The sequence below is a fragment of the Klebsiella sp. 141203 genome (assembly GCF_032601985.1).
GTDB classification, from domain to species: Bacteria; Pseudomonadota; Gammaproteobacteria; order Enterobacterales; family Enterobacteriaceae; genus Klebsiella; species Klebsiella aerogenes.
In genome coordinates this window covers 19,303-41,827 of record NZ_JAQIRL010000006.1, presented here as the reverse complement: position 1 = coordinate 41,827, position 22,525 = coordinate 19,303, and the positions used below count along the sequence as shown (strand labels likewise).

Below are 22,525 nucleotides of genomic sequence, written 5' to 3'. Positions count from 1 at the left end.
TATGAATCTGATTAAGAGTATTTCATCCATCGCCAGTTCATCGGTGCTTTCACAGCTGATCGGCGCCTTTTCGGTCTGGCTTATCTCTCATCGCTACGGGATGGCGGAGGTCGGCCATTACGCGATGATCTACAGCAATGTGCTGATCGGCGCGCAGGTTTGTACCTTTGCCTCGCAGTTGCTAATCCCCCGTCAGGAGGATCACGAGCTTGGGCAGAACGTGGTGTTCTGCCTGCTGCAGAGCCTGATGATGGCCCTCCCCTGGGCGGTCATTACCGGGCTTATCTTCGAACTGAACATTGTGTTTCTCTATTTGCTGACCTTTGGCTATGCGCTGGTGCTGGTGGCGGAAAACCTTTCCCTGCGCGGCGGCAACTATCCTTTCCTGACTTTCCAGCGCATTGCGGTGTCGCTGGTGGTGGCCATTGCGCTGCTGGTGATGCCCAACCCAACGCTGTTTTATCTGGCGTGGATGGTCGGGATCCTGCTGCTATTGATCGCCTGCCTGATTCGCCTGTTTAACTTCAAAAGCTTAACGCTGCGCCACTTTTCGATTGCCACGAATCTGCGTTTTTTACGCGAGCACTGGCAGCATATTAGCCGCGTCGGCAGCGCCGAGGTGCTGGCGATGGCCAGTAATAACCTGCCGACCATGCTGATTAACATCTGGTTCTCGCCGCTGGTCGCCGGCTACTTTTCGGTAGTCAGCCGTTTCTGCCTGTCGCCGGTGATGATTATCGGTAACGCCGTGCGCAACTCCATCTTTTCTAAATGGTCGATGGATTTTCGCAACCACACCTTTAACTATCCGGAATATAAAAAGGTTCGCCTGCTGCTGCTGGGCGCCGCCGCGGTATGCATCCTTGGTATCTGGATTTTCTATCCGCTGGTGATGCGCCTTGGCTTTAGCGAGGAGTGGTTGAATTCGATCCCCACCTCGCGCTACATGCTGCCTTATCTGTTCGCCGCGCTGGCGGTCAGCCCGCTCACGGTGATCGAACTGATCTTCGGCTCCCGGCGCTACTTTTTGCGTATTCAGATTGAGCAGTTGCTGATTATCGTCATCGCCTTCATCGCCCTGCCGTACTTTGGCGTCAGTTATGAAATCGCCCTGCTGGCCTTCTCGTTCCTGACCTTCGCGCGTTACTTGTTCATTTTGCTCAAAATGAATCAGCGGGCGAAAACGCTTTCGCTGCAGGAGCAGAAAATATGCAGCTAAACACCGGCCGCTATCTCGAAGCCTATGCCCTGATGACGCTGGTGTTCTGCGGTACGGTCCAGTATTTCACCGGTATCGCGGCCGTGCTGTGGCTGCCATTTTTTCTGGTGCTGGTGATGGCGGTGCTGCTCCTGATGCAGAGCCGCCCGCAGCCGCTGGCGCTCACCGGGCGGGAAAAGCTGATACTGGCGCTGTATCTCACCTTTATCGTACTCGGGCTGGTCTCAACGGTACTGCAGTCGGGGATCGTCACCGCCATCGTCGGCTTTAAAAACGAGCTGGCGCTCTCGCTGCTGATGTTCTGCATGCTGTTGGGCATGTTTAGTGAATCACAGCTGTACCGTCTGACGCGGCTTTTCTACTGGATCTACTATGTGCAGATCCCGGTCGCTATCTATCAGGTGATTTTCGTGGTGCCTAAACGGGTGGCGTTTCGCGGCGAAGATGAGAAGTGGGACTCGGTGGTCGGCACTTTCGGCGGCGACCCGATGGGCGGCGGCAACACCGCGGCGATGGGGATGTTCTGTCTGCTGATCATGCTCATGAAAGTGTCGGAGTTTAAGCACGGCATCTGCTCATTTAAATCGCTGGTGATCCACATCGCGCTGGGTTTCTTCCTCTGCGTAGTGGGGGAAGTAAAATTCGTCATTCTGCTATCGCCGTTCCTGCTGGCCCTGCTATGGATCCTGCCCGGCTACGTAAGCGGCGTGAGTAAAGTTAGCCTGCGATCGCTGCTGATCATCGCCGCCGGCATGGCGCTATTAATTTTTGTTGCTATTACCGTGTTGGCCTCCAACTATTCCTCGGCCTTCGGCGGCGACCCGACCAAAAGCGCGCTATCGGTATTTATCGATTCACTGGGCTATATTTTTGATACTAACTACATTATGCCAAGCGGCGAACTGGGGCGTTTTACCACCCTCTTCTTCTGGCTGCAGCATAACGAACTGTTCGGCCCGGGCGGCATGCTGTTTGGTTACGGTCTTAACGCCACCAACAGCGGCAGTACCGTCTCGCCGGGATATATCGGCGCCTGGTATCACCTGATCCTCGATTCCACCGCCTTAAGCATGCTGCTGTGGGAAGTGGGGATTATCGGCATCATTCTGTTCATTGGCACCATCGCCTCAATACTGGTCGCCATGCGGCCGAAAGAGACCTTTTCGCGCCACGATCTCAAGCTTGAGGATCTGCAACTCCTTAGCTCGGCGCCGGCGTTCTACGTTTTTGTCATTGGCTGTCTACTCAGCCTGCCCTACAGCCAGATCCTGATGATCATTCCCATGCTACAGTTTTTATTATGGTTATCCCTTGGGGCGCTGATTGTCATCCACCGCGCTGTCCGTCTTAACTCCGGTACCCACTATGAATAAAACGCCATCAATTACCGTCAGCATCAAGACTCTGAATGAAGCGCAGGGCATCGAAAAAACCATCGATAGCGTGCGCAAACAGCTGCAACCGTACCCGCATCAAATCATCGTCGCCGACAGCTTATCAACGGATAACACCCGCGAACTGGCTATCGCGAAAGGCGCGATGGTGGTGTGTCTGGATAACGCCGCCGACCGCTGCTGCGGTATCGGCCACCAGCTGGGCTGGCTGTATAGCGAAGGCGATTATTTGCTGCTGCTGGATGGCGATATGGAGCTGGAGCCGGGCTTTCTGGATACCGCGGTCGAATTCCTCGAGACACATCCGGAGTACGCGGGAGTCGCCGGCAGCGTCGAGATGGATGATGCCTCTAACTATGAGTTCAAATCGCGCAAGCAGCGCCTGCACCTGATCTATCCGCAGGGCGACACCGATCATCTGGGCGGCGGCGGCCTGTATCGCCGTGAAGCGATCGAGAAAATCGGCTATCTGACCAACCTCAACCTGCACGGCTACGAAGAAGCGGAGCTGGGTATTCGTTTACAGGCAGCAGGTTACAAGCTGCATCGCCTGGCGGCGCCCTACTTTAGCCACGCCTCTTACACCATGCCGACCTTTAAAATGCTGGCCTACCGTTGGAAGAACGGCTTTCTGTGGGCGCCGGGCGAGTTGCTCCGTAACTGCTGGGGTAAAGCCCATTTCCCGGCGGCGCTGCGGATTGTACGTAATGAGCTGATCTTCACCCTCTATCTGCTGGTTTTACTGATTTGTCTACTGACCTTCAATGGCAAGGTTATCGCCATCGCCCTGCTGCCGCTGCTGGCGTTTATCGCTCTGAAGGCCATTAAAAATAAATCGCTGCGCGATGGCGTGCAGAGCGCGATTAACTTATCGCTATTTTCAGCGGGGCTGCTGCGCGGGGTGATTAATTCAGTGCGCGATCCGATGAAACGCCCGGCGGTGACCGTCTCGAATCCACAGCATATTGATACTGAAAATGAAAATTCTCTTCGTTAACAAATTCTTCTTTATCAAAGGCGGCGCGGAAACCGTTTATTTTCAGGAGCGCGACGCGATGCTGCAAGCCGGCTACCAGGTGGTCGACTTCAGCATGCAGCACGCGGAAAATAAACCGTCGCCGTGGGAGGAATTTTTCGTCCATAACGTCGATTATCACGACAGTCACGGCCTGATGAGCAAAATCAAAGCCGGGGTGGACTTTATTTATAATGCCGAGGCCTGCGCGAAGCTCAACACGCTTTTGTTGCGCGAGCGGCCGGATATTGTTCATTTTCATAATATCTATCATCAACTTACGCCTGCCGTTATCGGCGTGGCGAAACGCTTTGGCTGCAAAACGGTACTCACCGCCCACGATTACAAAATCGTCTGCCCTTCCTACACCATGCTGCGCGATGGTCATGTCTGCGAAGAGTGTCTCACCGGGTCGGTGATTAACGCTTTTCGTCACCGCTGCCAGCAGGGCGATACTTTCAAAAGCCTGCTGCTATCGTTGGAAGCCTACTGGCAGAAATTCGCCCAAAATTACGCCATGCTCGACTGTATCATCGCCCCGAGCGAGTTTATGCGCCAGACCCTGCTGCGTAAGCTGCCCGACGCCCGCATTGAAGTGATCGTCAACGGTATTGATGCCAATAGCACCGTGCCCGGCGAAACCGCAGGCGACTATTTTCTCTATATTGGCCGCCTGAGTCGGGAAAAAGGCGTGCCGACGCTGGCGCAGGCGCAGCAAAAAATGCGGGAGGCGATGCCGCTTAAGATTGTCGGCGATGGCCCATTGGGCGCAGACCTGCGCGCGCGCTTCAACGGCCCGCAGTTCCTCGGCTATATGAAACACGGCGAGGAGCTGAATAACCTTATTCGCGGGGCCCGCGCGGTAGTCGTCCCCTCTGAATATTATGAAAACTGCTCCATGTCGGTGCTCGAAGCCATGGCTTTTGGCCGCCCGGTGATCGGCGGCAATATTGGCGGTATCCCGGAACAGATCCGTGACGGCGTCGACGGCTATCTGGTTGAGCCCGGCAATAGCGATGCGCTGGCGCAACTGATGGACAAACTGGCTGCGGACCCTGAACTGGCCCGCAGTATGGGAATTAACGCCCGCCGGCGGCTGGAAGAAAAATACGATCTCGCCCGCCACATGCAGGTGCTGCAGGCGCTTTATCAGCAACTTGTCGGGGAGAAAAAATGACCATCAACGTCACGGTATTAGGCACTCGCGGGATCCCCGATGTGCAGGGCGGCGTGGAAACGCACTGCCAGAATTTATACCCGGAAATCTATCGCCAGGGCAGCGCGGAAGTTTGCGTGATCGCCCGCTCGCCCTATGTGAACTACCGACGCAGCGAATATCAGGGCGTTAAACTCAAGAGCCTGTGGGCGCCGAAAAGCCGTAAATTCGAGGCTATTATTCACTCGACGCTGGCGGCATTCAGTACCTTATTCGACGGCTCCAACGTGGTTCACGTTCACGCCGTCGGCCCCGGCCTGGTGGTGCCGTTGCTGCGTCTGCTGGGAAAACGCGTCGTCTTTACCCATCATGGCCCGGATTACGATCGGCAGAAATGGGGCCGGATGGCCAAAGAGATGCTGCGCCTTGGCGAAAAATGGGCGGTGAAATACGCCAATGAAGTGATCGTCATTTCCGAGGTCATCAATAATCTGATTAAGCACAAGCATGGCCGCCATAACGCCCATGTTATCTACAACGGCGTGCGCCAGGTCGACCTGCCTCCTGCGGATCGGCAGGCGGAGATCCTCGATAAATACGGTCTAAAACCGGGCCAGTATATCGTTGCCGTGGCCCGTTTTGTCGAAGAGAAAGGACTGCACGATCTCGTTGCCGCCTATGCCGCCGCCGGATGTTCGGTACCGCTAGTGCTCATTGGCGATGCCGACCACGCCGATGAATATAGCGAGCGTCTGAAGCAACAGGCGACCGCCACGCCAAACGTTATCCTTACCGGCTTTATCAGCGGCGCGCCGCTGCATACGCTGTTCTCGCAGGCCGGGCTATTCGTGCTGCCCTCTTATCATGAGGGATTGCCGATCGCGCTGCTGGAAGCCATGTCGTGGTCGCTGCCGGTGGTAGTCAGCGACATTCCGGCCAACCTTGAAATTGGCCTACCGCCAGCAGACTACTTCCCGGTCGGCAACGTTCCGGCCCTGACGCAGAAACTGCAGCAATGGGTCGCAGGTGAAAAAGCGGATTACAGCGAGTTTATGCCGAAGTACCGCTGGCCGGAAATTGCCGCGCAAACCGCGCAAGTCTATCAGCGCTTAACGTAAGCAGGTTACTCGTGCCGAAATCTACAGCTGAACTGGTAGTCGAGCGCTTTTATGCCGCGCTTGACCAGGAGGTGGAAACCTCATTAACCGCGGAGCAGAAACGGGGAATCGAGCAGGCGCTGGTACGCGCCAACCTGGCGTCACGCCATCGCATCGATTTTCGCCACAGCTTTCCGTTCCTGCATCGTCGCTATTTTGTGGTGTTTCTTTTTGGTCGCGATCTGCGCAAAGTTTCGCGCGAAAGCACTCTGTTCGGACGCATCTTCGCGACGCTGCTGATTACGCTTGGCGTGGTATTCGCCCTGCTGTCGATCCTGCTGGCGCTCTATATGCTGAAATCAGCATTAGGCATTGATGTATTTAAAAATTTCCATGTCGGTATCTGGACGTGGTTTGTTAATCTTCATGACCACATGACAAAGTGAATTGAGTATGGCGAAATCATCTCTGCGTAGAGCCCCCCTGTTTCGCGCCCTGCTGCTGGCCAGCACGCTGGCGTCAGCATCCGTTGGCGCGCAAACCACGGTCATCACCCCGCCCCCATTCGACGGTCTGCTCACCAATCCGGGCATCGGCGTCGCCAGCTTTCATGATGGCTATGGTGAAAAACCGACCCGCGCCGAGTATCCCGATACCGGTTTTGAGTACGATCGCTTCTACTGGAGCGAGCTGGAACCACAGGAAGGGGTCTACAATTTCGCGCCGATCGATAACGCTTTTAGCGTCGCCGCCAGCCATCAGCCAGCCATGAACGTCGGCCTGCGGGTAATGGCGCTCGACGAGCCGCAAACGGGATCAAAAATTCCCGACTGGCTGATCGCTAAAGGGATCAAAGGACAGTGGGTCGCCGACGGCAAAACCTTCGTGCCGGATCTCAGCGATCCAACGTTTATCGCCTATGCGCAAAAACTGCTGAATGCCCTTGGTCAGCGCTACGACGGCAATCCGGAACTGGCCTTTATCGATATCGGCATGGTCGGATCCTGGGGCGAATGGCACAACTCCAACTTTAGCGACATTCCGCCGTTAATGGAGAAATACACGCCGGAGCAGCTCAATCGCTATGTTGATATGCATTTCGATAGCTTCCCGAAAACGCCGAAAATCATGCTGATTAGCGGCGGCGATTCGCTAGCCTCGGCCAGCCGCCGCGGCGCGGGCTGGCGGGCGGACTGCTGGGGCGACTGGCATAACTTCTCCAGCGAGTGGAGCCATATGCGCGATGATTATCCGCAGCGTCTGGCCGCCGCCCAGGCCGCCGCGCCGGGGTTTGTCGATAGCTGGAAACGAGCGCCCGTCAGCCTTGAGATCTGCGGCTATATGAGCGAATGGCAGAGCGTGCAGCACTACACGCGTGAAGAGGTGCAGGCTACCTTCGACTGGGCGCTGCAGCAACACGCCAGCAGCCTGAACCTGAAATCAAGACCGATTCCGGCGGAATACCGCGATATTGTCGATAAAGCCTTACTGCGAATCGGCTACCGTTTCCGGGTTAACAAACTCGCCTTCGAGACGCCGGTTAAGGCTGGTAAGCCGTTAGCGATCAATGTCACCTGGCGTAATGATGGCGTCGCTCCGGCCTACCTGTTCTACCCGGTACAATGGCGCGTGGTCAACGCCGCCGGCGCCACGGTTACCCAGTTAAAAACCCAGGATGATGTGCGCCGCTGGCTGCCGGGGGATATGCAAAGCACTGTCACTCTCACGCTACCCGCCTCGCTGCCCGCAGGCGATTACGCATTGCAGACCGCCATTACCGATACCCAGGGCAAGCCGCGGCTGCTGCTGGCCAACCAAGGCAAAACCGCCGACGGCTGGTATCAACTGACCACCTTTTCCCTTAAGTAAACGGAGAATTCATGCCTAATGCCATCAGTCAGGTCCGCCGCGAGATCAAACATACCGGCAGTATGAAGGCGAAAATCGCGATTCTGCTCTATCGCCTCGCGACGCTGTATCGCAGCCGCAACCCGTTTTACAAGCTGCTCGGCATTCCATTCGTTATTCTCAATAAACTGATTAACGAATGTCTGTTTTGCGTCGAACTACCGTGGCAGACGCGGATCGGCTACGGGCTGAAGCTGTATCATCCGCACTGCATCGTCCTCAACCGCGGCACCGTCATCGGTGAAAACTGTATCCTGCGTCAGGGAGCCACCATCGGCAGCCTGACGGATAGCGAAGGCCGCGAAGGGGCAAGCCCGGTGATTGGCAATAACGTCGAATTCGGCGCCCACGTGGTGGTCATCGGCCCGGTGACGTTGGGTGATAATGTTAAAATTGGCGCGGGTACCGTGGTGACGAAAGATCTGGCCGCCGGTCAGGTAGTGGTCGGCCAGCCATTTCGAGTGTTGAAATCGTAATACCGGCAACGGAGATAGCCAGCCTTAGCCTGGCTCCGTTATTCCTCAGGCCCGGCGAATAAGTACCGGTACGCTCTTATAAGCCGGCGTCAGGCTCTCTTTATCGACCGCATCCAACGACAGCAGAATATTGGCCTCCGGTAGATAAGCGGCAACCGAGGCCGCCGCCATCGATACGATAAACACCGTCTGATTCAACAGCACTTTCTCACCGTCCGGTTCGCCCCGCGCATCCAGTGCCATGATATTGACCCGATCCCCCTGCCTCAACTGACGCTTACGCGCTTCTTCCTCACTGAGGAAGATAATATCGCGGCGGCCGGTTACGCCGCGATAGCGGTCATCCATGCCGTAGATGGTGGTGTTGTATTGATCGTGGCTGCGGATGGTAGTCAATACCAGACTATCCACCGGTAGCGCATCATCAACGGCGGTCAGATTGCAGACATGGAACGTCGCTTTACCCGATTCGGTACGATATTCGCCACGCGAAGCCGGGTTATCAAGGCGGAAGCCGCCCGGCGCGGCAATGCGCGCATTAAACTGATGGAATTCCGGGATCACCGCTTCAATCGCGTCACGGATCAGACGGTAATCACCCGTCAACCGCTCCCAGGAGACTGGGCTATCCGGCAGCGTCGCGCGGGCCAGTCCGGCGACAATGGCCGGTTCGGATAGCAAATGCGGAGAAGCAGGCTTCAGCGAACCGGTAGAGGCATGTACCATGCTCATTGAATCTTCGACGGTGATCGACTGTACGCCCGAGATTTGCAGATCGCGTTCGCTGCGGCCAAGCGCCGGGAATAAAAAGGTATCTTTGCCCGCCAACAGATGCGAGCGATTCAGCTTGGTGGCGATATGGACCTGCAGTTCCAGGCGGCGCATGGCCGGGAATGTACGCAGCGGATCTGGCATCGCTACCGCCAGATTACCGCCCATGCAGATCAGGCCGCGCGCGCGTTTATCTTCAATCGCTTTGATACTTTCGACCGAGGAACGGCCATGCTGGCGCGGCGCCTTGATGCCAAAGTAGCTCTCCAGTCGCAGATTAAACTCTTCACTCGGGGCTTCGTTAATGCCGACGCTTCTGTCGCCCTGCACGTTGGAGTGACCGCGCAACGGACAGATGCCCGCGCCTTTGCGCCCCATATTACCGCGCATCAACAGTAGATTAACCAGTTGTTGTACGTTCTGCGTGCCGTTGCGATGTTGAGTGATACCCAAACCATAGCTAATGATCACCCGCTGATGACGGCTGTAGATCCCGGCAAAGTATTCGACCACTTCGCGTTTAACCCCTGCTCCACGCTCGATATCGTCCCACGATAGCGCTTCAAGATCGGCCAACAGCGCCGGATAGCTCGAAGTGTGCCCGGCAATAAAGTCGTGATGAATGACCGGATGCTGCGCATCTAAGGCCAACAGCGCTTTCATTGCTCCGCGGAAGAACCAGGCATCGCCGCCGACGCGGATCTGGAAATAGTCGCTGGAAAGGTCGGTATGCTGACCTAACAACATATCGGACGGCGACTGCGGAAAACTAAAGCGTTCCAGACCACGCTCGCGCAGCGGGTTAACCGAGATGATTTTACCACCGCGCTGCGCTACTTCCCGTAGCGTAGAGAGCATTCGCGGATGGTTCGTTCCGGGGTTATGACCCACGCAAATCACCAGATCGGCCGCCTCAAAATCGCTAAGTTCAACGGTTCCTTTACCAATACCAATAGACGAGCCCAGCCCCGTGCCGGTGGGACTATGGCACATGTTGGAGCAGTCAGGGAAATTGTTGCTGCCATATTCCCGGGCATACAGTTGATAGAGAAACGCCGCTTCGTTGGAGGTGCGCCCTGAGGTATAAAACTCCATCTCGTCCGGCGCAAAACCACGCATGATCTCGCCGATTTCGGCAAATGCCTGTTCCCAGGCGACCGGTTGATAGGTATCGCTGATGATGTCGTACTTCATCGGATGAGTGAGACGACCGTAATTTTCTAGCTCATAATCACTGCGCTGCCACAGATCCGCAAGCGTATGATGAGCAAAGAATTCAGGCGTCGCTTTCTTTGCCGTTGTCTCCCACGACACGGCCTTGACGCCGTTTTCGCACAGCTCCATCGGCGAGCGGTGTTCCGGGTCCGGCCAGGCGCAGCCAGGGCAGTCAAACCCTTTAACCTGGTTCATTTTAAATAGTGCGATGGTATCGCGCAGCGGCGTTTTTTGCCCCAAAACGTGGGCGGTACAGGCTTTAACGGCCCCCCAACCGCCGGCGGCTCCGGCGTATTGTTTCAGGCCTCGGGTATTATTAGTCATCAGAATACATCAGCGTTATTTTCAATCGCTCTTTATTAACACAGCGTTTTTGATGTACTGATTCCCACCATGGAGTAACGGTAAGCGGATAAATAATAAAAAAGAAGTAGAATTATAATTCGAATAGCACCCAGCATTAATCAAACACGAATTAACCGTTAACAAACAAATAGTTATATTTATCTTAAGCATTGATTCAGGCTGTAATATGTCACCCAAATATCATTACATGGTAAACAGAACGTAAAACCACAGCAGTAGCCCCCCAGGAAGGGGTAAATAATATTTTCGTTTAACTACCTACTATATTGCCGCCTCGTATAACGAGAGGCGGATTGGTGCGGCGGTTATTTACAATTGGTATCGATTTTTTCGGGGGGTGCCTGCGGTAACAGGCACCCGGGAGAAATTACGCGCGCAGGCGAACCGGTTCGCTGAAATCGTCAGCCGGTTCGAGTTTTAGATTGAACGTCGTCAGCAGCGCCGCAGCGCGCTCGTGGAACTCACGCAGCGTTTTTTCGAGTCTTTCACGAACTTCAGGATCGTCGATGTCGACCGCTTGCCAGTCACCCTCTTTATCAAACAGGCCGAACTGGTAGCTATAAGTGAAACGAGATTCCTGTGCTTCCATTTCCATCCACCAGCCCCAGAATTCCCGCTTCTCCGGCGCTGGTTTAACGTTGACGCAAACTGCCAGGCAGTCGAAAAAAAAGCGGTTCTCTTCACACTGCCCTTCACGGATATAGGGGCCTAGCGCCGTGAATTTTTTAATCAGCTTACTTTTCAGGTGTCCACTCGGTAACGTCATTGCGATCTCCTTTAGTGATGCAACTGTTTTACCAAACCAATAAAATTTAGCAATATATTAACCAAATCTATGGTTGATCCAGCGGGCAATCTGACGCAATGCGTGATCGAAATTACGGTAAACCGGCTTAAACGGTATCTCCAGCAGCTTGCCATCCGCCGAAGACGAGGTGATTAACCGCGACTCCTCTTCGGGGCTAAAGGGATCGTCTTTCCAGTAGCCGGAGAGCATCGGCGTAGGGCAACGGCGGCCCAGCAAGCCCTGGGTTTTTAATGAATAACGGTTGAGCTCGACGCGCAGCGCTTCGTCGGAAGCATCGTGCATGCCAAGACGCGATGCCAGCACATCGAGGAACATCTCAGGCACCCGCGCCATCAGCTGCGGATCCACCAGCAGGTTATGCACCACCGGTCCCAGACAGGCCACCGCCTTCAGCCGCTGCGATTCCAGATACCCCAGACGAACCGCAATATTGGCGCCGAAGCGGAAACCAAATGCCGCCACCCGGGTATGGTCAACCCAGGGGACATTCTGCAGATGCTGCAGCACGTACTGATGCAGCATGCTGGTGTCCTGGCTCAGCGTCCACTTGGTTGAGAAACCGATGGACGGCATGTCCAGCGTCAGCATGGCGATACCCAGCGGGGCAAAATACTTCTCATACAGGCTGTAATAATCGGTTTGCAGCGAATCCAGACCGCCGCACATCAGCACCGTCGGGAACGGGCCTTCGCCTTTCGGCATATGCAGGAAGCCCGTCACCGGCGCGCCGCCGGGGATAGCGAACTCCAGTTCACGCAGCTCGCCCGGCAGACGTTGCGCCGCCTCTTCATAGGCCCGATTGGCCAGCGTCTGCGCCTGATCGGCTAGCCCATCGCCCTTAATATGCGGGTAGGCGGCGATGCTATAGAGGTTGGAGGCGTGCAGCCAGTGGCGACCGCTCTGCAGAGGATCGGCTTCCTGAGTCGCTTTTTGCTGCCACATCATCGCTTGTTTAGTCCACTCATACACCCAGTTGCCGCCGCGATAGCCAATCACCGTATCGTAGAGTTCCGGGTCGGAGCGCTCGGCATCGCTCATCACGATGCGCGCCTGGACATCCCATATCTCTTGCGGCGAGACGCCGCGCCAGATCCACATCAGGCGATTGATTAAGCGATACCAGTGATCGACGTGATTACCGCTCAACGCGGTCTGCATGTCCTGATGCTGGCCGGATGAAAACCGACGGACCAGCGTTGAGGTTTCCGGGTATTTGAATCGGGGTTTAAACAACGTTTCGCTAAGGTTAGCCTGTGACATGTGCCGCCTCCATCATGTTGCTGCTTGCGCTATTGTAACCCGCGTCAGGGTAAAAAAAACCACGCCCGGCATAACCGGGCGTGGTAATTATTCACTATTGGCGGGAATTAACGGCCAGCGATTGGCGGTACGAAGACGACGCCCATATCCCACGGCTGTTCAATCCAGGTATCCTGCGGGATATCAACCACATAATCATCAACCAGCGGACGGCCCGCCGGCTTGGCGAAAATGGTGACAAAGTGCGCTTTAGGATACATTTCGCGGATAGCGACAGCGGTGCCGCCGGTATCGACCAGGTCATCAATAACGATGAAACCTTCGCCATCGCCTTCAGCGCGCTTCAGTACTTTCAGTTCGCGCTGGTTGTCGTGATCGTAGCTAGAGATACATACGGTATCAACATGACGAATACCCAGTTCACGCGCCAGTAAAGCTCCCGGTACCAGACCGCCACGGCTAACGGCAATGATGCCTTTCCATTGTTCAACCGGCAGCAGACGGCTTGCCAGTTTGCGGGCGTGAATCTGCAACATGTCCCAGGTGACGACGTATTTTTCGCTCATGTGAATTGTCCCAGCCTGTGTATAACGGCTTAAATATTGTTCGAGGGGGAAAATGGTTGCGCGAGATTATAGAGACCTGACGCACTAAAAACCAGTATTAAGCGCCTCCAGCAACGCTTTTTGCGTGCTTTACACTAGCAGAGCGCGCGGAAAGTGGTATTCTCAACCACATCGCGCAAGCCCGAGCTTGTAGTGAATCTTATTGCTAACCCTCGACCTGTAAACGACTTTTGCAGGTGACTGTAAGGAGACTCATCGTGTCTGAATTGTCTCAATTATCCCCGCAACCGCTTTGGGATATTTTTGCCAAAATTTGCTCCATCCCGCACCCGTCCTATCACGAAGAACAGCTCGCCGAGCACATCATGGGTTGGGCAAAAGAGAAAGGCTTACACGCGGAACGCGACCAGGTTGGCAACATTCTGATTCGTAAAGGCGCGACTGCCGGTATGGAAAACCGCAAGCCGGTGGTTCTGCAGGCGCACCTCGATATGGTGCCGCAGAAAAATAACGATACCGTCCACGACTTCACCAAAGACCCGATTCAGCCGTACATCGACGGCGAGTGGGTTAAAGCGCGCGGCACCACCCTGGGCGCGGATAACGGCATCGGTATGGCCTCCGCGCTGGCGGTGCTGGCCGACGATAGCGTTGCCCACGGCCCGCTGGAAGTGCTGCTGACCATGACCGAAGAAGCCGGCATGGATGGTGCGTTCGGTCTGCAGGCCAACTGGCTGCAGGCGGATATCCTGATCAATACCGATTCGGAAGAAGAAGGCGAAATCTACATGGGTTGCGCCGGCGGTATCGATTTCACCTCTAACCTGGCGCTGACTCGCGAAGCGATTCCTGACGGTTTCCAGAGCTTTAAACTGACCCTGAAAGGCTTAAAAGGCGGCCACTCCGGCGGTGAAATCCACGTCGGTCTGGGCAACGCTAACAAGCTGCTGGCGCGCTTCCTGGCGGGCCATGCCGATGAACTGGATCTGCGTCTGGTGGATTTCAACGGCGGTACGCTGCGTAACGCCATCCCGCGTGAAGCCTTCGCGACCGTCGCCGTCGCCGCGGATAAAGCGGATGCGCTGAAAGCACTGGTGAATACTTACCAGGAGATCCTGAAAAACGAACTGGCGGCCAAAGAGAAGAATCTGGTCGTCCTGCTGGAAGCGGTCGCGAACGATAAAGCGGCGCTGACTCAGGCTTCCCGCGACGGTTTCGTGCGCCTGCTGAACGCGACGCCGAACGGCGTGATCCGCAACTCTGACGTCGCCAAAGGCGTGGTTGAAACCTCGCTGAACGTCGGCGTCGTGACCATGACCGACGACAACGTGCAGATCCACTGCCTGATTCGCTCGCTGATCGACAGCGGTAAAGACTACGTCGTCAGCATGCTGGATTCGCTGGGCAAACTGGCCGGGGCGAAAACCGAAGCCAAAGGCGCTTACCCAGGCTGGCAGCCGGATGCCAATTCCCCGGTTATGCACCTGGTGCGCGAGACCTATCAGCGTCTGTTCAACAAGACGCCGAACATTCAGATTATCCACGCTGGCCTGGAATGCGGTCTGTTCAAAAAACCGTATCCGGACATGGACATGGTTTCCATCGGCCCAACCATTACCGGCCCGCACTCCCCGGATGAGCAGGTTCATATCGAGAGCGTCGGCCAGTACTGGACGCTGCTGACCGAACTGCTGAAAGCGATTCCGGCTAAGTAAGCCCTACACCGGCGGCGCCATGCCGTCGGTTGTCTCTCCGGCCCGGTTATGACCTGTATTGTCGGGTGGCGGCTAACGCCTTACCCGACCTACGCCGACTACAGTAATGTGCAGTTTGGTAGCCCGGATAAGGCGCAACGCGCCGCCTCCGGGAAAATTCCTGGCGGCGACTGGACCGCAACAGACTCTCAGCTTTATAAGATAAAAGCTTTTCTCAAGCTAAAGAAATCGCAAACCGATAACAGTATCTATTCAGCCTTACCCGAACCGCGTTTTTCCATTCGATAGTTGGTGAACCACTCTCCACGCGATTCTACTCGCTGCTCAGCGACGACACGGAATCCCTGACGAAGAAAACTGGATCGTGCCGTTATACTCGCATCGACCGACAGTACCTTTCCCGGATGGCTGGCGCAGACCGCCCCGATGAGCGCATGGCCTATTCCCCGGCGGGTATAATCCGGCGAGACGAATAAAAGGTCGATATAATCATTAACGGCAGTGATAAATCCAACCGGCTGATTATCAATAACCGCCACCAGCACTTGCGAATGAGCAAGTTTCTGCCGCCAGCGGGATTCATCAACCTGCGCCCAGGCGGCAATTTGCGCGGGAGAATAATCCCGGCTGGCGGTCTCTCTCACCGCGCGCAAAAAAATGGCGCACAGCGCCGGAAAATCATCTTCTAGATACGACCTGATCGTTAACATCGTTATAGTCCAAGTACCAGTTGTCTTTCGAGCTGTGGGTCGAGCAGCGTCACGTGTAACCCCACCAGCCGCACGCCGCGGCTGCCCCGACGTTCAAGCCAGGCGTTGCGTGCGGTCGCGATTAAATCCTCTTTGTTTAACCGCGGCCAGACGTGCTCCTGAGTGGTGAGCTGAAAATCGTTAAACTTCAGTTTGATACCTTGCCGGGCGATCAGTAGATCCGGTTTTACCTTCGCCAGACGGCGTTCGAGCTCGGGATAGAGATTTTCGATAATCGCTTCGCAGTCTGACCACTCGTGAATATCTTCCGCAAGAGTGCGCTCGACGCCGACCGATTTACGCTGACGATCGTTATGGATTTCGCGCTCGTCAATGCCGTGGCTGCGCTCCCACAGGATACGCCCAAACTTACCAAAGCGTTTAAGCAGCATCGCCAGATCGCTGTTCTGCACGTCGCCACAGGTACGCAGCCCCATATTTTCCAGCTTCGCCGCCGACACCTTCCCGACGCCTGGGATTTTCGCCAGCGGCAGAGACCGCACAAATTCCGCCACCTGGTGCGGGGCAATGACGAACTGACCATTCGGCTTGTTCATATCTGAAGCGATTTTGGCGAGAAATTTAACCGGCGCCACCCCCGCCGAAGCGGTGAGATTCAGTTCACGCTCGATGGTCTGGCGGATCTCCTGGGCCATCAGCGTGGCAGAGCCGTGGCAGTGTACGCTGTCGCTCACGTCAAGGTAGGCTTCATCCAGCGACAGCGGCTCGATTAACGAGGTATAGCGGGAGAAAATTTCACGGATATGGTTCGAGGCTTCTTTGTAGGCATCAAAGCGCCCCGGCAGCAGCGTGAGGTGCGGACACAGTTTAAGCGCCGTCGCCGTCGGCATCGCGCTGCGCACGCCAAACTTACGCGCAGGATAGTTCGCGGTACTAATCACGCCACGTTGTACCCGACTGCCGCCGATTGCAATGGGGATATCGCGCAACGCCGGGTTGTCACGCATTTCCACCGCTGCGAAGAAGCAGTCCATATCGACATGGATAATTTTACGCATCGCCTTGCCCAACACTGTATACCCATACAGCATAGCAAAACTACGTGCGAATTTTATTCTTTTTTTAATTCAACCGCCAAAAAAGCTGTTACAACATAAAAGTGAAATAAATCACGTTTATTTTCATGCATTTAAATAATGAATCAGGAAGATACAATCATGAAGAAAATACTCACGCTACTCTGTCTGCTGGCAACCGGCAGCGCTTTCGCCAACCCGCAGCTGATTGCCCACCGCGGCGGCACCGGCGATGCGCCGGAAAACACCCTACCGGCCATCAAGCTGGCGCTGGAAAACCACGCGCAGGCCATCTGGATTACGGTACAGCTAAGCCGCGACGGCGTACCGGTGCTCTATCGCTCAAGCGATCTCTCCGCCCTGACCAACGCCGAGGGCAAGATCTCAAGCTTAACCGCCGCCGAGCTGGCAAAAGTCGATGCCGGCTGGAAATGGGGCGATGACAGCCGTCCGTGGCGCGGCAAGCAGGCCACGATCCCGACCTTGCAAAGCGTGCTGCAGCAGTGGCCGCAGACCTTCTTCTACATCGATATAAAATCACCGGATGCCGATCCGGTGGTGATGGGCGAACGTCTGCTGGAGGTGTTAAAAAACACCCATAGCCTCGAGCGGGTACGGGTTTACTCCACCGAAGACCGCTATATCGCCGCTCTGCCGCAACCAATCCCACGCTTTGTTAGCCGCAGCGAAACCCGAACCAGGCTTGCAAACGTTTCGCTCAGCCACCAGTGTCAGCAAGACAGCCAGCGCGATGGCGATAAGTGGTACGGGCTGGAGCTGAAGCGCAAGGTGGAGGTAGTCGAGAAGTTTACCCTCGGTGAAGGCGTTTCTCCGGCGACGCTCACCTGGGATAAAGAGGCGATGGATTGCTTCCGCTCGCAGGGTAAGGCCCACATCATTTTCTTCGGTATCAATAGCGCGGAAGATTATCGTACGGCGAAAGAGCTGGGCGCCGACGGCGTGATGGTGGACTCTCCGGCGCAGGCGAAAAGCTGGCAGTAAGATAAAAAAGGCCGCGAAAGCGGCCTGAAAACGCAAGCGTAGCGCCGTCGGCGCATTAGAGAATGCGCTGCTGCTGGCGCTGCGCCTCGCGGGCGAGACGTTTCTTACGCGCGTCGCACGGTTCCGGACAGTCGCAGACTTTCTCCAGCCCCAGCGAGGAGATCCCGCCGCAGCTGCCTTGAATACTCTTACGCTTCACCAGGTAGCCCAGGGACATGCCAAGGATCACCAGCGCAAAAATCACAAAGGTCGCGACAAATACCGTCCACATCATCAGCCTCCAAAGTCGTCGAGCATGATGTTCTCATCTTCAACGCCCAGGTCTTTGAGCATTTTAATCACCGCGGCGTTCATCACCGGCGGCCCGCACATATAGAACTCGCAATCTTCCGGCGCCGGATGGTCGCGCAGATAGTTTTCATACAGAACATTATGGATAAAGCCCGTATGCCCGGTCCAGTTATCTTCCGGCAGCGGATCGGAGAGCGCGACGTGGAAGGTAAAATTGGGGTTTTCGCGCGCCAGCTGTTCAAACTCATCGTCATAGAACATTTCACGCAGCGAACGCGCGCCGTACCAGAAGCTGATTTTACGCTTGCTGTGCAGGCGCTTAAGCTGGTCAAAGATGTGCGAACGCATCGGCGCCATTCCCGCGCCACCGCCGATAAACACCATCTCGGCGTCGGTCTCTTTGGCAAAGAACTCGCCAAACGGCCCGGAAATCGTCACCTTATCGCCAGGCTTCAGCGACCAGATATAGGACGACATAATCCCCGGCGGCGCATCCGGTACCTTCGGCGGCGGCGTGGCGATACGCACGTTGAGCATAATGATGCCCTCCTCTTCCGGGTAGTTAGCCATCGAGTAGGCGCGCAGGGTCGGCTCTTTCACCTCAGAGACATAGCGGAACAGGTTGAACTTGTCCCAGTCTGAGCGATATTCATCGGGAATATCAAAGTCGGCATAGGCCACTTTATGCGACGGGCATTCGATCTGAATATAACCGCCGGCGCGGAACGGCACCGCTTCACCATCCGGCACCCGTAATTTGAGCTCTTTAATGAAGGTCGCTTTGTTATCATTAGAGATAACCTCGCACTCCCATTTTTTCACGCCGAAAATCTCTTCCGGCAGCTCAATTTTCATATTCTGCTTCACCGCCACCTGGCAGGCCAGGCGGCACCCTTCTTTGGCTTCGCGTTTGGTGATATGCGAAAGCTCGGTCGGCAAAATATCGCCGCCGCCTTCTTTGATGGTCACCCGGCACTGGCCGCAGGAGCCGCCGCCGCCGCAGGCGGAAGAGACGAAGATACCGTTGCTGGAGAGCGTGTTCAGCAGTTTGTCGCCCGCCGGCGTGCGGATCTGTTTATCCGCTTCGTTATTGATTTCAATAACCACGTCGCCCGCGTTCACCAGCTTCGAGCGCGCCACCAGGATGAGCCCCGACAGGACCAGCACGATCAGCGTGAACATCACCACGCCAAGAATAATTTCCATACTTTTCCGCCCTTATAGCTGCACACCGGAGAATGACATAAAGCCGAGCGCCATCAGTCCGGTGGTGATAAAGGTGATCCCTAACCCGCGCAGACCGGCGGGCACGTTGGCGTACTTCATTTTTTCGCGGATCCCCGCCATCGCGACAATCGCCAGCATCCAGCCAATACCGGAACCAAAGCCGTAGACAATAGATTCCGGGAAGTTGTAATCGCGCTGCACCATAAACGACACGCCGCCGAAAATAGCGCAGTTAACGGCGATAAGCGGCAGGAAGATCCCTAACGCGTTATAGAGTGCCGGGAAGTACTTATCGAGGATCATCTCAAGTATTTGCACCAGCGCCGCAATCACCCCGATAAAGGTGATGAAGTTAAGGAAGCTGAGGTCTACGCCTTCCATCAATGCGCCGTCGCGCAGCACCAGGTTATAGACCAGATTGTTGATCGGTACGGCAAGACCCAGCACCACCGTGACCGCAACGCCGAGGCCAAACGCGGTGGAAACCTTTTTCGACACCGCGAGGAAGGTACACATCCCGAGGAAGAAGGCCAGCGCCATGTTCTCAACGAACACCGCGCGGACAAACAGGCTAATGTAATGAGCCATGACCGGTTACTCCTTTTCCTGCTGTTCAGGCTTCCAGCTACGCAGGGCCCAAATCAGCAAACCGATAATGAAGAACGCGCTCGGCGCCAGCAGGAACAGGCCGTTCGGCTGATACCAGCCGCCGTTCTGCACCGTTTCCAGTACGGTGATACCGAACAGCTTGCCGCTGCCGATAAGCTCGCGCAGGAAGCCGACGATAATCAGGATCGCGCCGTAACCGAGACCGTTACCGATACCATCCATAAAGCTGGCCAGCGGCGGCGATTTCATGGCATAAGCTTCGGCACGCCCCATCACGATACAGTTCGTGATGATAAGCCCGACGAACACCGACAGCTGCTTAGAGGTCTCATAGGCGAAAGCCCGCAGCAGCTGATCCACCACGATAACCAACGAGGCGATGATCGCCATCTGCACGATGATACGTACGCTATTGGGAATATGGTGGCGAATCATAGAGATAAACATGCTGGAAAACGCCGTCACCAGCGTCACCGCAATGGTCATCACGAAGGCGGTTTCCAGTTTGGTAGTCACCGCCAGCGCGGAGCAGACGCCGAGCACCTGCAGGGCGATGGGGTTATTGGCGATAAGCGGCCCCACCAGCACGCGCTTCACCTCTTTCATATCGCTCTGTTCAGCCATTATTCAGCTCTCCCTCACGAACCTTTTTCAGGAACGGACCAAAGCCCAGTTCGCCCATCCAGAAATCAAAGCTATGCTGCACGCCGTTTGATGTCAGCGTGGCGCCGGATAAACCGTCAACCGCGTGGAGATCGCCTGCGCGCGCGCCGCCTTTTACCACCTTCAACGACGGCATGCCGTTGTCATCCAGCACCTGCTTACCGACAAACTGCTGACGCCAGTTCGGGTTTTCCACCTCACCGCCCAGCCCCGGCGTTTCGCCCTGATCGTAGTAAGTAATGCCTTTCACCGTACGCCCATCGACGTCCAGCGCCACGAAGGCGTACATCATTGACCACAGGCCATTGCCATAGATAGGCAGCACGACTTCCTGGATCTGCTGCTGCGCGTCACGCACCAGGTAAATTTCCGCCAGGTTGCTGCGGCGTTTAATCCCGGCCGGATCCTGGCTGGCGTCGAGCGCGATGCTCTGCTGTGGATCTTTCAGCGCCTGAGCCTGATTAAATTTGCCCGGGTCTTTATCCAGCAGTTCGCCGGTCGCCAGATTGACCAGCCGCGGGGTAATGCGCGCGGCGAAGGTTTCCGCCACCGCGTCAGCATCCATCCCCTGCTGCATCAGGCCGGCGACGGCCAGGATATTGCGCTGTTTATCCAGCGCGCGTTGTTCCTGCTGACGCGACTTGAGGCCCACGGCGGAACCGGCGACCACAATGGAGCACACCAGACAAAGCACCAGCACCACCAGCAGCGTTTTGCCGATGCTATCGTTACTTTTCTTCTCAGCCACGCGACTTCCTCCGCTTGATATTGGCCTGCACCACCAGGTAATCGAACAGCGGCGCAAAGAGGTTGGCGAACAGAATCGCCAACATCATCCCTTCCGGATAGGCTGGGTTGACGACGCGAATCAGTACGCACATCACGCCAATCAGCAGGCCGTAGCTCCATTTACCTTTATCGGTAAAGGAAGCCGATACCGGGTCAGTCGCCATAAACATCATGCCGAAGGCGAAACCGCCGAGCACCAGATGCCAGTACCACGGCATCGAGAACATGGGGTTGGTATCGGAACCGATAAAGTTAAACAGCGTGGCGGTGGCGATCATGCCGACCATCACCCCGGCGACGATGCGCCAGGAGGCGATACGGGCAAAGATAATGAACGCGCCGCCGATGAGGATCATCAGCGTCGACACTTCGCCAATCGAGCCGGGAATATTGCCAAGGAAGGCGTCCATCCAGCTCACCGGGATGCCGGTGGCGACGTTAACCAGCGCTTCACCGCCGCCGCTGGCCCACTGGGAGAGCGGCGTCGCGCCGGAAAAACCGTCCGCCGCCGTCCATACCAGGTCGCCGGAAATCTGCGCCGGGTAGGCAAAGAACAGAAACGCGCGCCCCGCCAGCGCCGGGTTGAGGAAATTGCGCCCGGTGCCGCCGAAAATTTCTTTGGCAATCACCACGCCGAAGGAGATCCCCAGCGCCGCCTGCCATAGCGGCATCGTGGGCGGCACAATCAGCGCGAAGAGAATCGAGGTAACGAAAAAGCCTTCGTTGATCTCATGTTTGCGCACAATCGCGAACAGTACTTCCCAAAAACCGCCAACGATGAATACGGTCAGGTAGATAGGCAGGAAAAATACCGCCCCCAGCGTCATCATGCTGAGCCACCCGGCATCGGCGCTGAAGCTCACCCCTAACCATTGGGCAACGCTATAGTGCCAGTTGTTGGCAATCACCTGCTGCAGCTGTTCGGCGCCGTATAGCTTGTGCAGCGCCGGAATTGTCTGCAAGCCGACGTTGTACATGCCCCAGAACATCGCCGGGAACACTGCAAACCAGACGAGGATCATCATCCGCTTGAGGTCGATGGCGTCACGTACGTGCGCGGCGCCGCGGGTGACTAAACCCGGGGTGTAGAAGATTGTCGCCGCCGCTTCATACAGCGGGTAATATTTTGCTAACTTGCCGCCGTGGGTGAAATGCGGCTCAAGTTTCTCAATCAGGTGCTTTAAGCCCATCT

The 22,525-nt window shown here is 56.0% G+C and carries 22 protein-coding genes; 10 read left to right on the top strand and 12 right to left on the bottom strand.

The features are described from left to right. Window position 1: 1 nt before the first annotated feature. The 8 genes from PGR29_RS20975 to PGR29_RS20940 are packed head-to-tail and all read left to right on the top strand — an operon-like array spanning window position 2 to window position 8,265. On the top strand, window positions 2-1,219 hold the full coding sequence (locus PGR29_RS20975; protein ID WP_316425234.1) for a lipopolysaccharide biosynthesis protein: 1,218 nt from the start codon (window positions 2-4) through the stop codon (window positions 1,217-1,219). Next, on the top strand, window positions 1,210-2,592 hold the full coding sequence (locus PGR29_RS20970) for a capsular biosynthesis protein (protein WP_087859116.1): 1,383 nt from the start codon (window positions 1,210-1,212) through the stop codon (window positions 2,590-2,592). The genes PGR29_RS20975 and PGR29_RS20970 overlap by 10 nt, the downstream gene beginning before the upstream one ends. Further along, a complete protein-coding gene (locus tag PGR29_RS20965; protein ID WP_045391122.1) occupies window positions 2,585-3,610 on the top strand; it encodes a glycosyltransferase family 2 protein in 1,026 nt (341 codons plus the stop codon). The genes PGR29_RS20970 and PGR29_RS20965 overlap by 8 nt, the downstream gene beginning before the upstream one ends. Beyond that, complete coding sequence (locus PGR29_RS20960; protein ID WP_271031971.1) at window positions 3,591-4,805, top strand: glycosyltransferase family 4 protein; 1,215 nt, start codon at window positions 3,591-3,593, stop codon at window positions 4,803-4,805. Before PGR29_RS20965 ends, PGR29_RS20960 begins: the two co-directional genes overlap by 20 nt. Further along, window positions 4,802-5,902 carry a glycosyltransferase family 4 protein gene (locus PGR29_RS20955; RefSeq protein WP_113374934.1) on the top strand — a complete coding sequence of 367 codons (1,101 nt, stop codon included), beginning with the start codon at window positions 4,802-4,804 and terminating at the stop codon, window positions 5,900-5,902. Before PGR29_RS20960 ends, PGR29_RS20955 begins: the two co-directional genes overlap by 4 nt. Window positions 5,903-5,913: 11 nt before the next feature. Beyond that, complete coding sequence (locus tag PGR29_RS20950; RefSeq protein ID WP_015704480.1) at window positions 5,914-6,327, top strand: hypothetical protein; 414 nt, start codon at window positions 5,914-5,916, stop codon at window positions 6,325-6,327. 7 nt (window positions 6,328-6,334) lie between these two features. Continuing rightward, on the top strand, window positions 6,335-7,750 hold the full coding sequence (locus PGR29_RS20945; protein ID WP_316425232.1) for a DUF4832 domain-containing protein: 1,416 nt from the start codon (window positions 6,335-6,337) through the stop codon (window positions 7,748-7,750). A gap of 11 nt (window positions 7,751-7,761) precedes the next feature. After that, window positions 7,762-8,265, top strand: a complete 504-nt coding sequence (locus PGR29_RS20940) for a serine acetyltransferase (RefSeq protein WP_087859111.1) — start codon at window positions 7,762-7,764, stop codon at window positions 8,263-8,265. 45 nt (window positions 8,266-8,310) lie between these two features. Here the strand turns inward: PGR29_RS20940 and PGR29_RS20935 are convergent, their stop codons facing one another. The 4 genes from PGR29_RS20935 to gpt all read right to left on the bottom strand — a co-directional run bounded on the left by PGR29_RS20935 (window position 8,311) and on the right by gpt (window position 13,251). Next, on the bottom strand, window positions 8,311-10,575 hold the full coding sequence (locus PGR29_RS20935; RefSeq protein WP_271031968.1) for an FdhF/YdeP family oxidoreductase: 2,265 nt from the start codon (window positions 10,573-10,575) through the stop codon (window positions 8,311-8,313). A 409-nt stretch (window positions 10,576-10,984) separates the two neighbouring features. Beyond that, window positions 10,985-11,383: a sigma factor-binding protein Crl gene (crl, locus tag PGR29_RS20930; RefSeq protein WP_316425231.1), complete on the bottom strand. Its 399-nt coding sequence runs from the start codon at window positions 11,381-11,383 to the stop codon at window positions 10,985-10,987. Between the two features lie 57 nt (window positions 11,384-11,440). Further along, window positions 11,441-12,685: an esterase FrsA gene (frsA, locus tag PGR29_RS20925; protein WP_113374930.1), complete on the bottom strand. Its 1,245-nt coding sequence runs from the start codon at window positions 12,683-12,685 to the stop codon at window positions 11,441-11,443. 107 nt (window positions 12,686-12,792) lie between these two features. Continuing rightward, complete coding sequence (gpt, locus tag PGR29_RS20920; RefSeq protein ID WP_002889733.1) at window positions 12,793-13,251, bottom strand: xanthine phosphoribosyltransferase; 459 nt, start codon at window positions 13,249-13,251, stop codon at window positions 12,793-12,795. A gap of 257 nt (window positions 13,252-13,508) precedes the next feature. Here gpt and pepD point away from each other — a divergent pair, with 257 nt between their 5' ends. Further along, window positions 13,509-14,966, top strand: coding sequence for a cytosol nonspecific dipeptidase (gene pepD / locus PGR29_RS20915; protein WP_213317727.1), 1,458 nt, complete (start codon window positions 13,509-13,511; stop codon window positions 14,964-14,966). A gap of 248 nt (window positions 14,967-15,214) precedes the next feature. Here the strand turns inward: pepD and PGR29_RS20910 are convergent, their stop codons facing one another. Both PGR29_RS20910 and dinB read right to left on the bottom strand, forming a co-directional pair. Continuing rightward, window positions 15,215-15,676 carry a GNAT family N-acetyltransferase gene (locus PGR29_RS20910; protein WP_308958710.1) on the bottom strand — a complete coding sequence of 154 codons (462 nt, stop codon included), beginning with the start codon at window positions 15,674-15,676 and terminating at the stop codon, window positions 15,215-15,217. Window positions 15,677-15,678: 2 nt separating this feature from the next. Continuing rightward, window positions 15,679-16,734: a DNA polymerase IV gene (gene dinB / locus PGR29_RS20905; RefSeq protein WP_015704475.1), complete on the bottom strand. Its 1,056-nt coding sequence runs from the start codon at window positions 16,732-16,734 to the stop codon at window positions 15,679-15,681. Between the two features lie 159 nt (window positions 16,735-16,893). Between dinB and PGR29_RS20900 the strand changes: the two genes are divergently transcribed. Next, complete coding sequence (locus PGR29_RS20900) at window positions 16,894-17,754, top strand: glycerophosphodiester phosphodiesterase family protein (protein WP_316425228.1); 861 nt, start codon at window positions 16,894-16,896, stop codon at window positions 17,752-17,754. A gap of 55 nt (window positions 17,755-17,809) precedes the next feature. Here the strand turns inward: PGR29_RS20900 and nqrM are convergent, their stop codons facing one another. From nqrM to PGR29_RS20870, 6 genes are read right to left on the bottom strand one after another with little or no spacing between them, the layout of a single operon-like run. After that, the gene (gene nqrM / locus PGR29_RS20895; RefSeq protein WP_015368113.1) at window positions 17,810-18,025 is read right to left on the bottom strand and encodes a (Na+)-NQR maturation NqrM; all 216 of its coding nucleotides are present in this window, start codon (window positions 18,023-18,025) and stop codon (window positions 17,810-17,812) included. A 2-nt stretch (window positions 18,026-18,027) separates the two neighbouring features. After that, a complete protein-coding gene (gene nqrF / locus PGR29_RS20890; protein ID WP_087859105.1) occupies window positions 18,028-19,251 on the bottom strand; it encodes an NADH:ubiquinone reductase (Na(+)-transporting) subunit F in 1,224 nt (407 codons plus the stop codon). Window positions 19,252-19,263: 12 nt separating this feature from the next. Then, window positions 19,264-19,860: an NADH:ubiquinone reductase (Na(+)-transporting) subunit E gene (gene nqrE / locus PGR29_RS20885; RefSeq protein WP_015368115.1), complete on the bottom strand. Its 597-nt coding sequence runs from the start codon at window positions 19,858-19,860 to the stop codon at window positions 19,264-19,266. 6 nt (window positions 19,861-19,866) lie between these two features. Then, window positions 19,867-20,505 carry an NADH:ubiquinone reductase (Na(+)-transporting) subunit D gene (locus PGR29_RS20880; RefSeq protein WP_002889716.1) on the bottom strand — a complete coding sequence of 213 codons (639 nt, stop codon included), beginning with the start codon at window positions 20,503-20,505 and terminating at the stop codon, window positions 19,867-19,869. Beyond that, complete coding sequence (locus PGR29_RS20875; RefSeq protein WP_015704472.1) at window positions 20,498-21,292, bottom strand: Na(+)-translocating NADH-quinone reductase subunit C; 795 nt, start codon at window positions 21,290-21,292, stop codon at window positions 20,498-20,500. Before PGR29_RS20875 ends, PGR29_RS20880 begins: the two co-directional genes overlap by 8 nt. Next, complete coding sequence (locus tag PGR29_RS20870; RefSeq protein ID WP_015704471.1) at window positions 21,285-22,523, bottom strand: NADH:ubiquinone reductase (Na(+)-transporting) subunit B; 1,239 nt, start codon at window positions 22,521-22,523, stop codon at window positions 21,285-21,287. Before PGR29_RS20870 ends, PGR29_RS20875 begins: the two co-directional genes overlap by 8 nt. Window positions 22,524-22,525 lie beyond the last annotated feature (2 nt).

Coding starts and splice junctions, on each gene's coding strand:
- gpt (WP_002889733.1), bottom strand. CDS start 13,251: ATGAGCGAAAAATACGTCGTCACCTGGGACATGTTGCAGATTCACGCC.
- PGR29_RS20970 (WP_087859116.1), top strand. CDS start 1,210: ATGCAGCTAAACACCGGCCGCTATCTCGAAGCCTATGCCCTGATGACG.
- frsA (WP_113374930.1), bottom strand. CDS start 12,685: ATGTCACAGGCTAACCTTAGCGAAACGTTGTTTAAACCCCGATTCAAA.
- PGR29_RS20935 (WP_271031968.1), bottom strand. CDS start 10,575: ATGACTAATAATACCCGAGGCCTGAAACAATACGCCGGAGCCGCCGGC.
- nqrF (WP_087859105.1), bottom strand. CDS start 19,251: ATGGAAATTATTCTTGGCGTGGTGATGTTCACGCTGATCGTGCTGGTC.
- PGR29_RS20975 (WP_316425234.1), top strand. CDS start 2: ATGAATCTGATTAAGAGTATTTCATCCATCGCCAGTTCATCGGTGCTT.
- PGR29_RS20945 (WP_316425232.1), top strand. CDS start 6,335: ATGGCGAAATCATCTCTGCGTAGAGCCCCCCTGTTTCGCGCCCTGCTG.
- PGR29_RS20955 (WP_113374934.1), top strand. CDS start 4,802: ATGACCATCAACGTCACGGTATTAGGCACTCGCGGGATCCCCGATGTG.
- PGR29_RS20940 (WP_087859111.1), top strand. CDS start 7,762: ATGCCTAATGCCATCAGTCAGGTCCGCCGCGAGATCAAACATACCGGC.
- nqrE (WP_015368115.1), bottom strand. CDS start 19,860: ATGGCTCATTACATTAGCCTGTTTGTCCGCGCGGTGTTCGTTGAGAAC.
- PGR29_RS20965 (WP_045391122.1), top strand. CDS start 2,585: ATGAATAAAACGCCATCAATTACCGTCAGCATCAAGACTCTGAATGAA.
- crl (WP_316425231.1), bottom strand. CDS start 11,383: ATGACGTTACCGAGTGGACACCTGAAAAGTAAGCTGATTAAAAAATTC.
- PGR29_RS20870 (WP_015704471.1), bottom strand. CDS start 22,523: ATGGGCTTAAAGCACCTGATTGAGAAACTTGAGCCGCATTTCACCCAC.
- dinB (WP_015704475.1), bottom strand. CDS start 16,734: ATGCGTAAAATTATCCATGTCGATATGGACTGCTTCTTCGCAGCGGTG.
- nqrM (WP_015368113.1), bottom strand. CDS start 18,025: ATGTGGACGGTATTTGTCGCGACCTTTGTGATTTTTGCGCTGGTGATC.
- PGR29_RS20960 (WP_271031971.1), top strand. CDS start 3,591: ATGAAAATTCTCTTCGTTAACAAATTCTTCTTTATCAAAGGCGGCGCG.
- PGR29_RS20910 (WP_308958710.1), bottom strand. CDS start 15,676: ATGTTAACGATCAGGTCGTATCTAGAAGATGATTTTCCGGCGCTGTGC.
- PGR29_RS20880 (WP_002889716.1), bottom strand. CDS start 20,505: ATGGCTGAACAGAGCGATATGAAAGAGGTGAAGCGCGTGCTGGTGGGG.
- PGR29_RS20900 (WP_316425228.1), top strand. CDS start 16,894: ATGAAGAAAATACTCACGCTACTCTGTCTGCTGGCAACCGGCAGCGCT.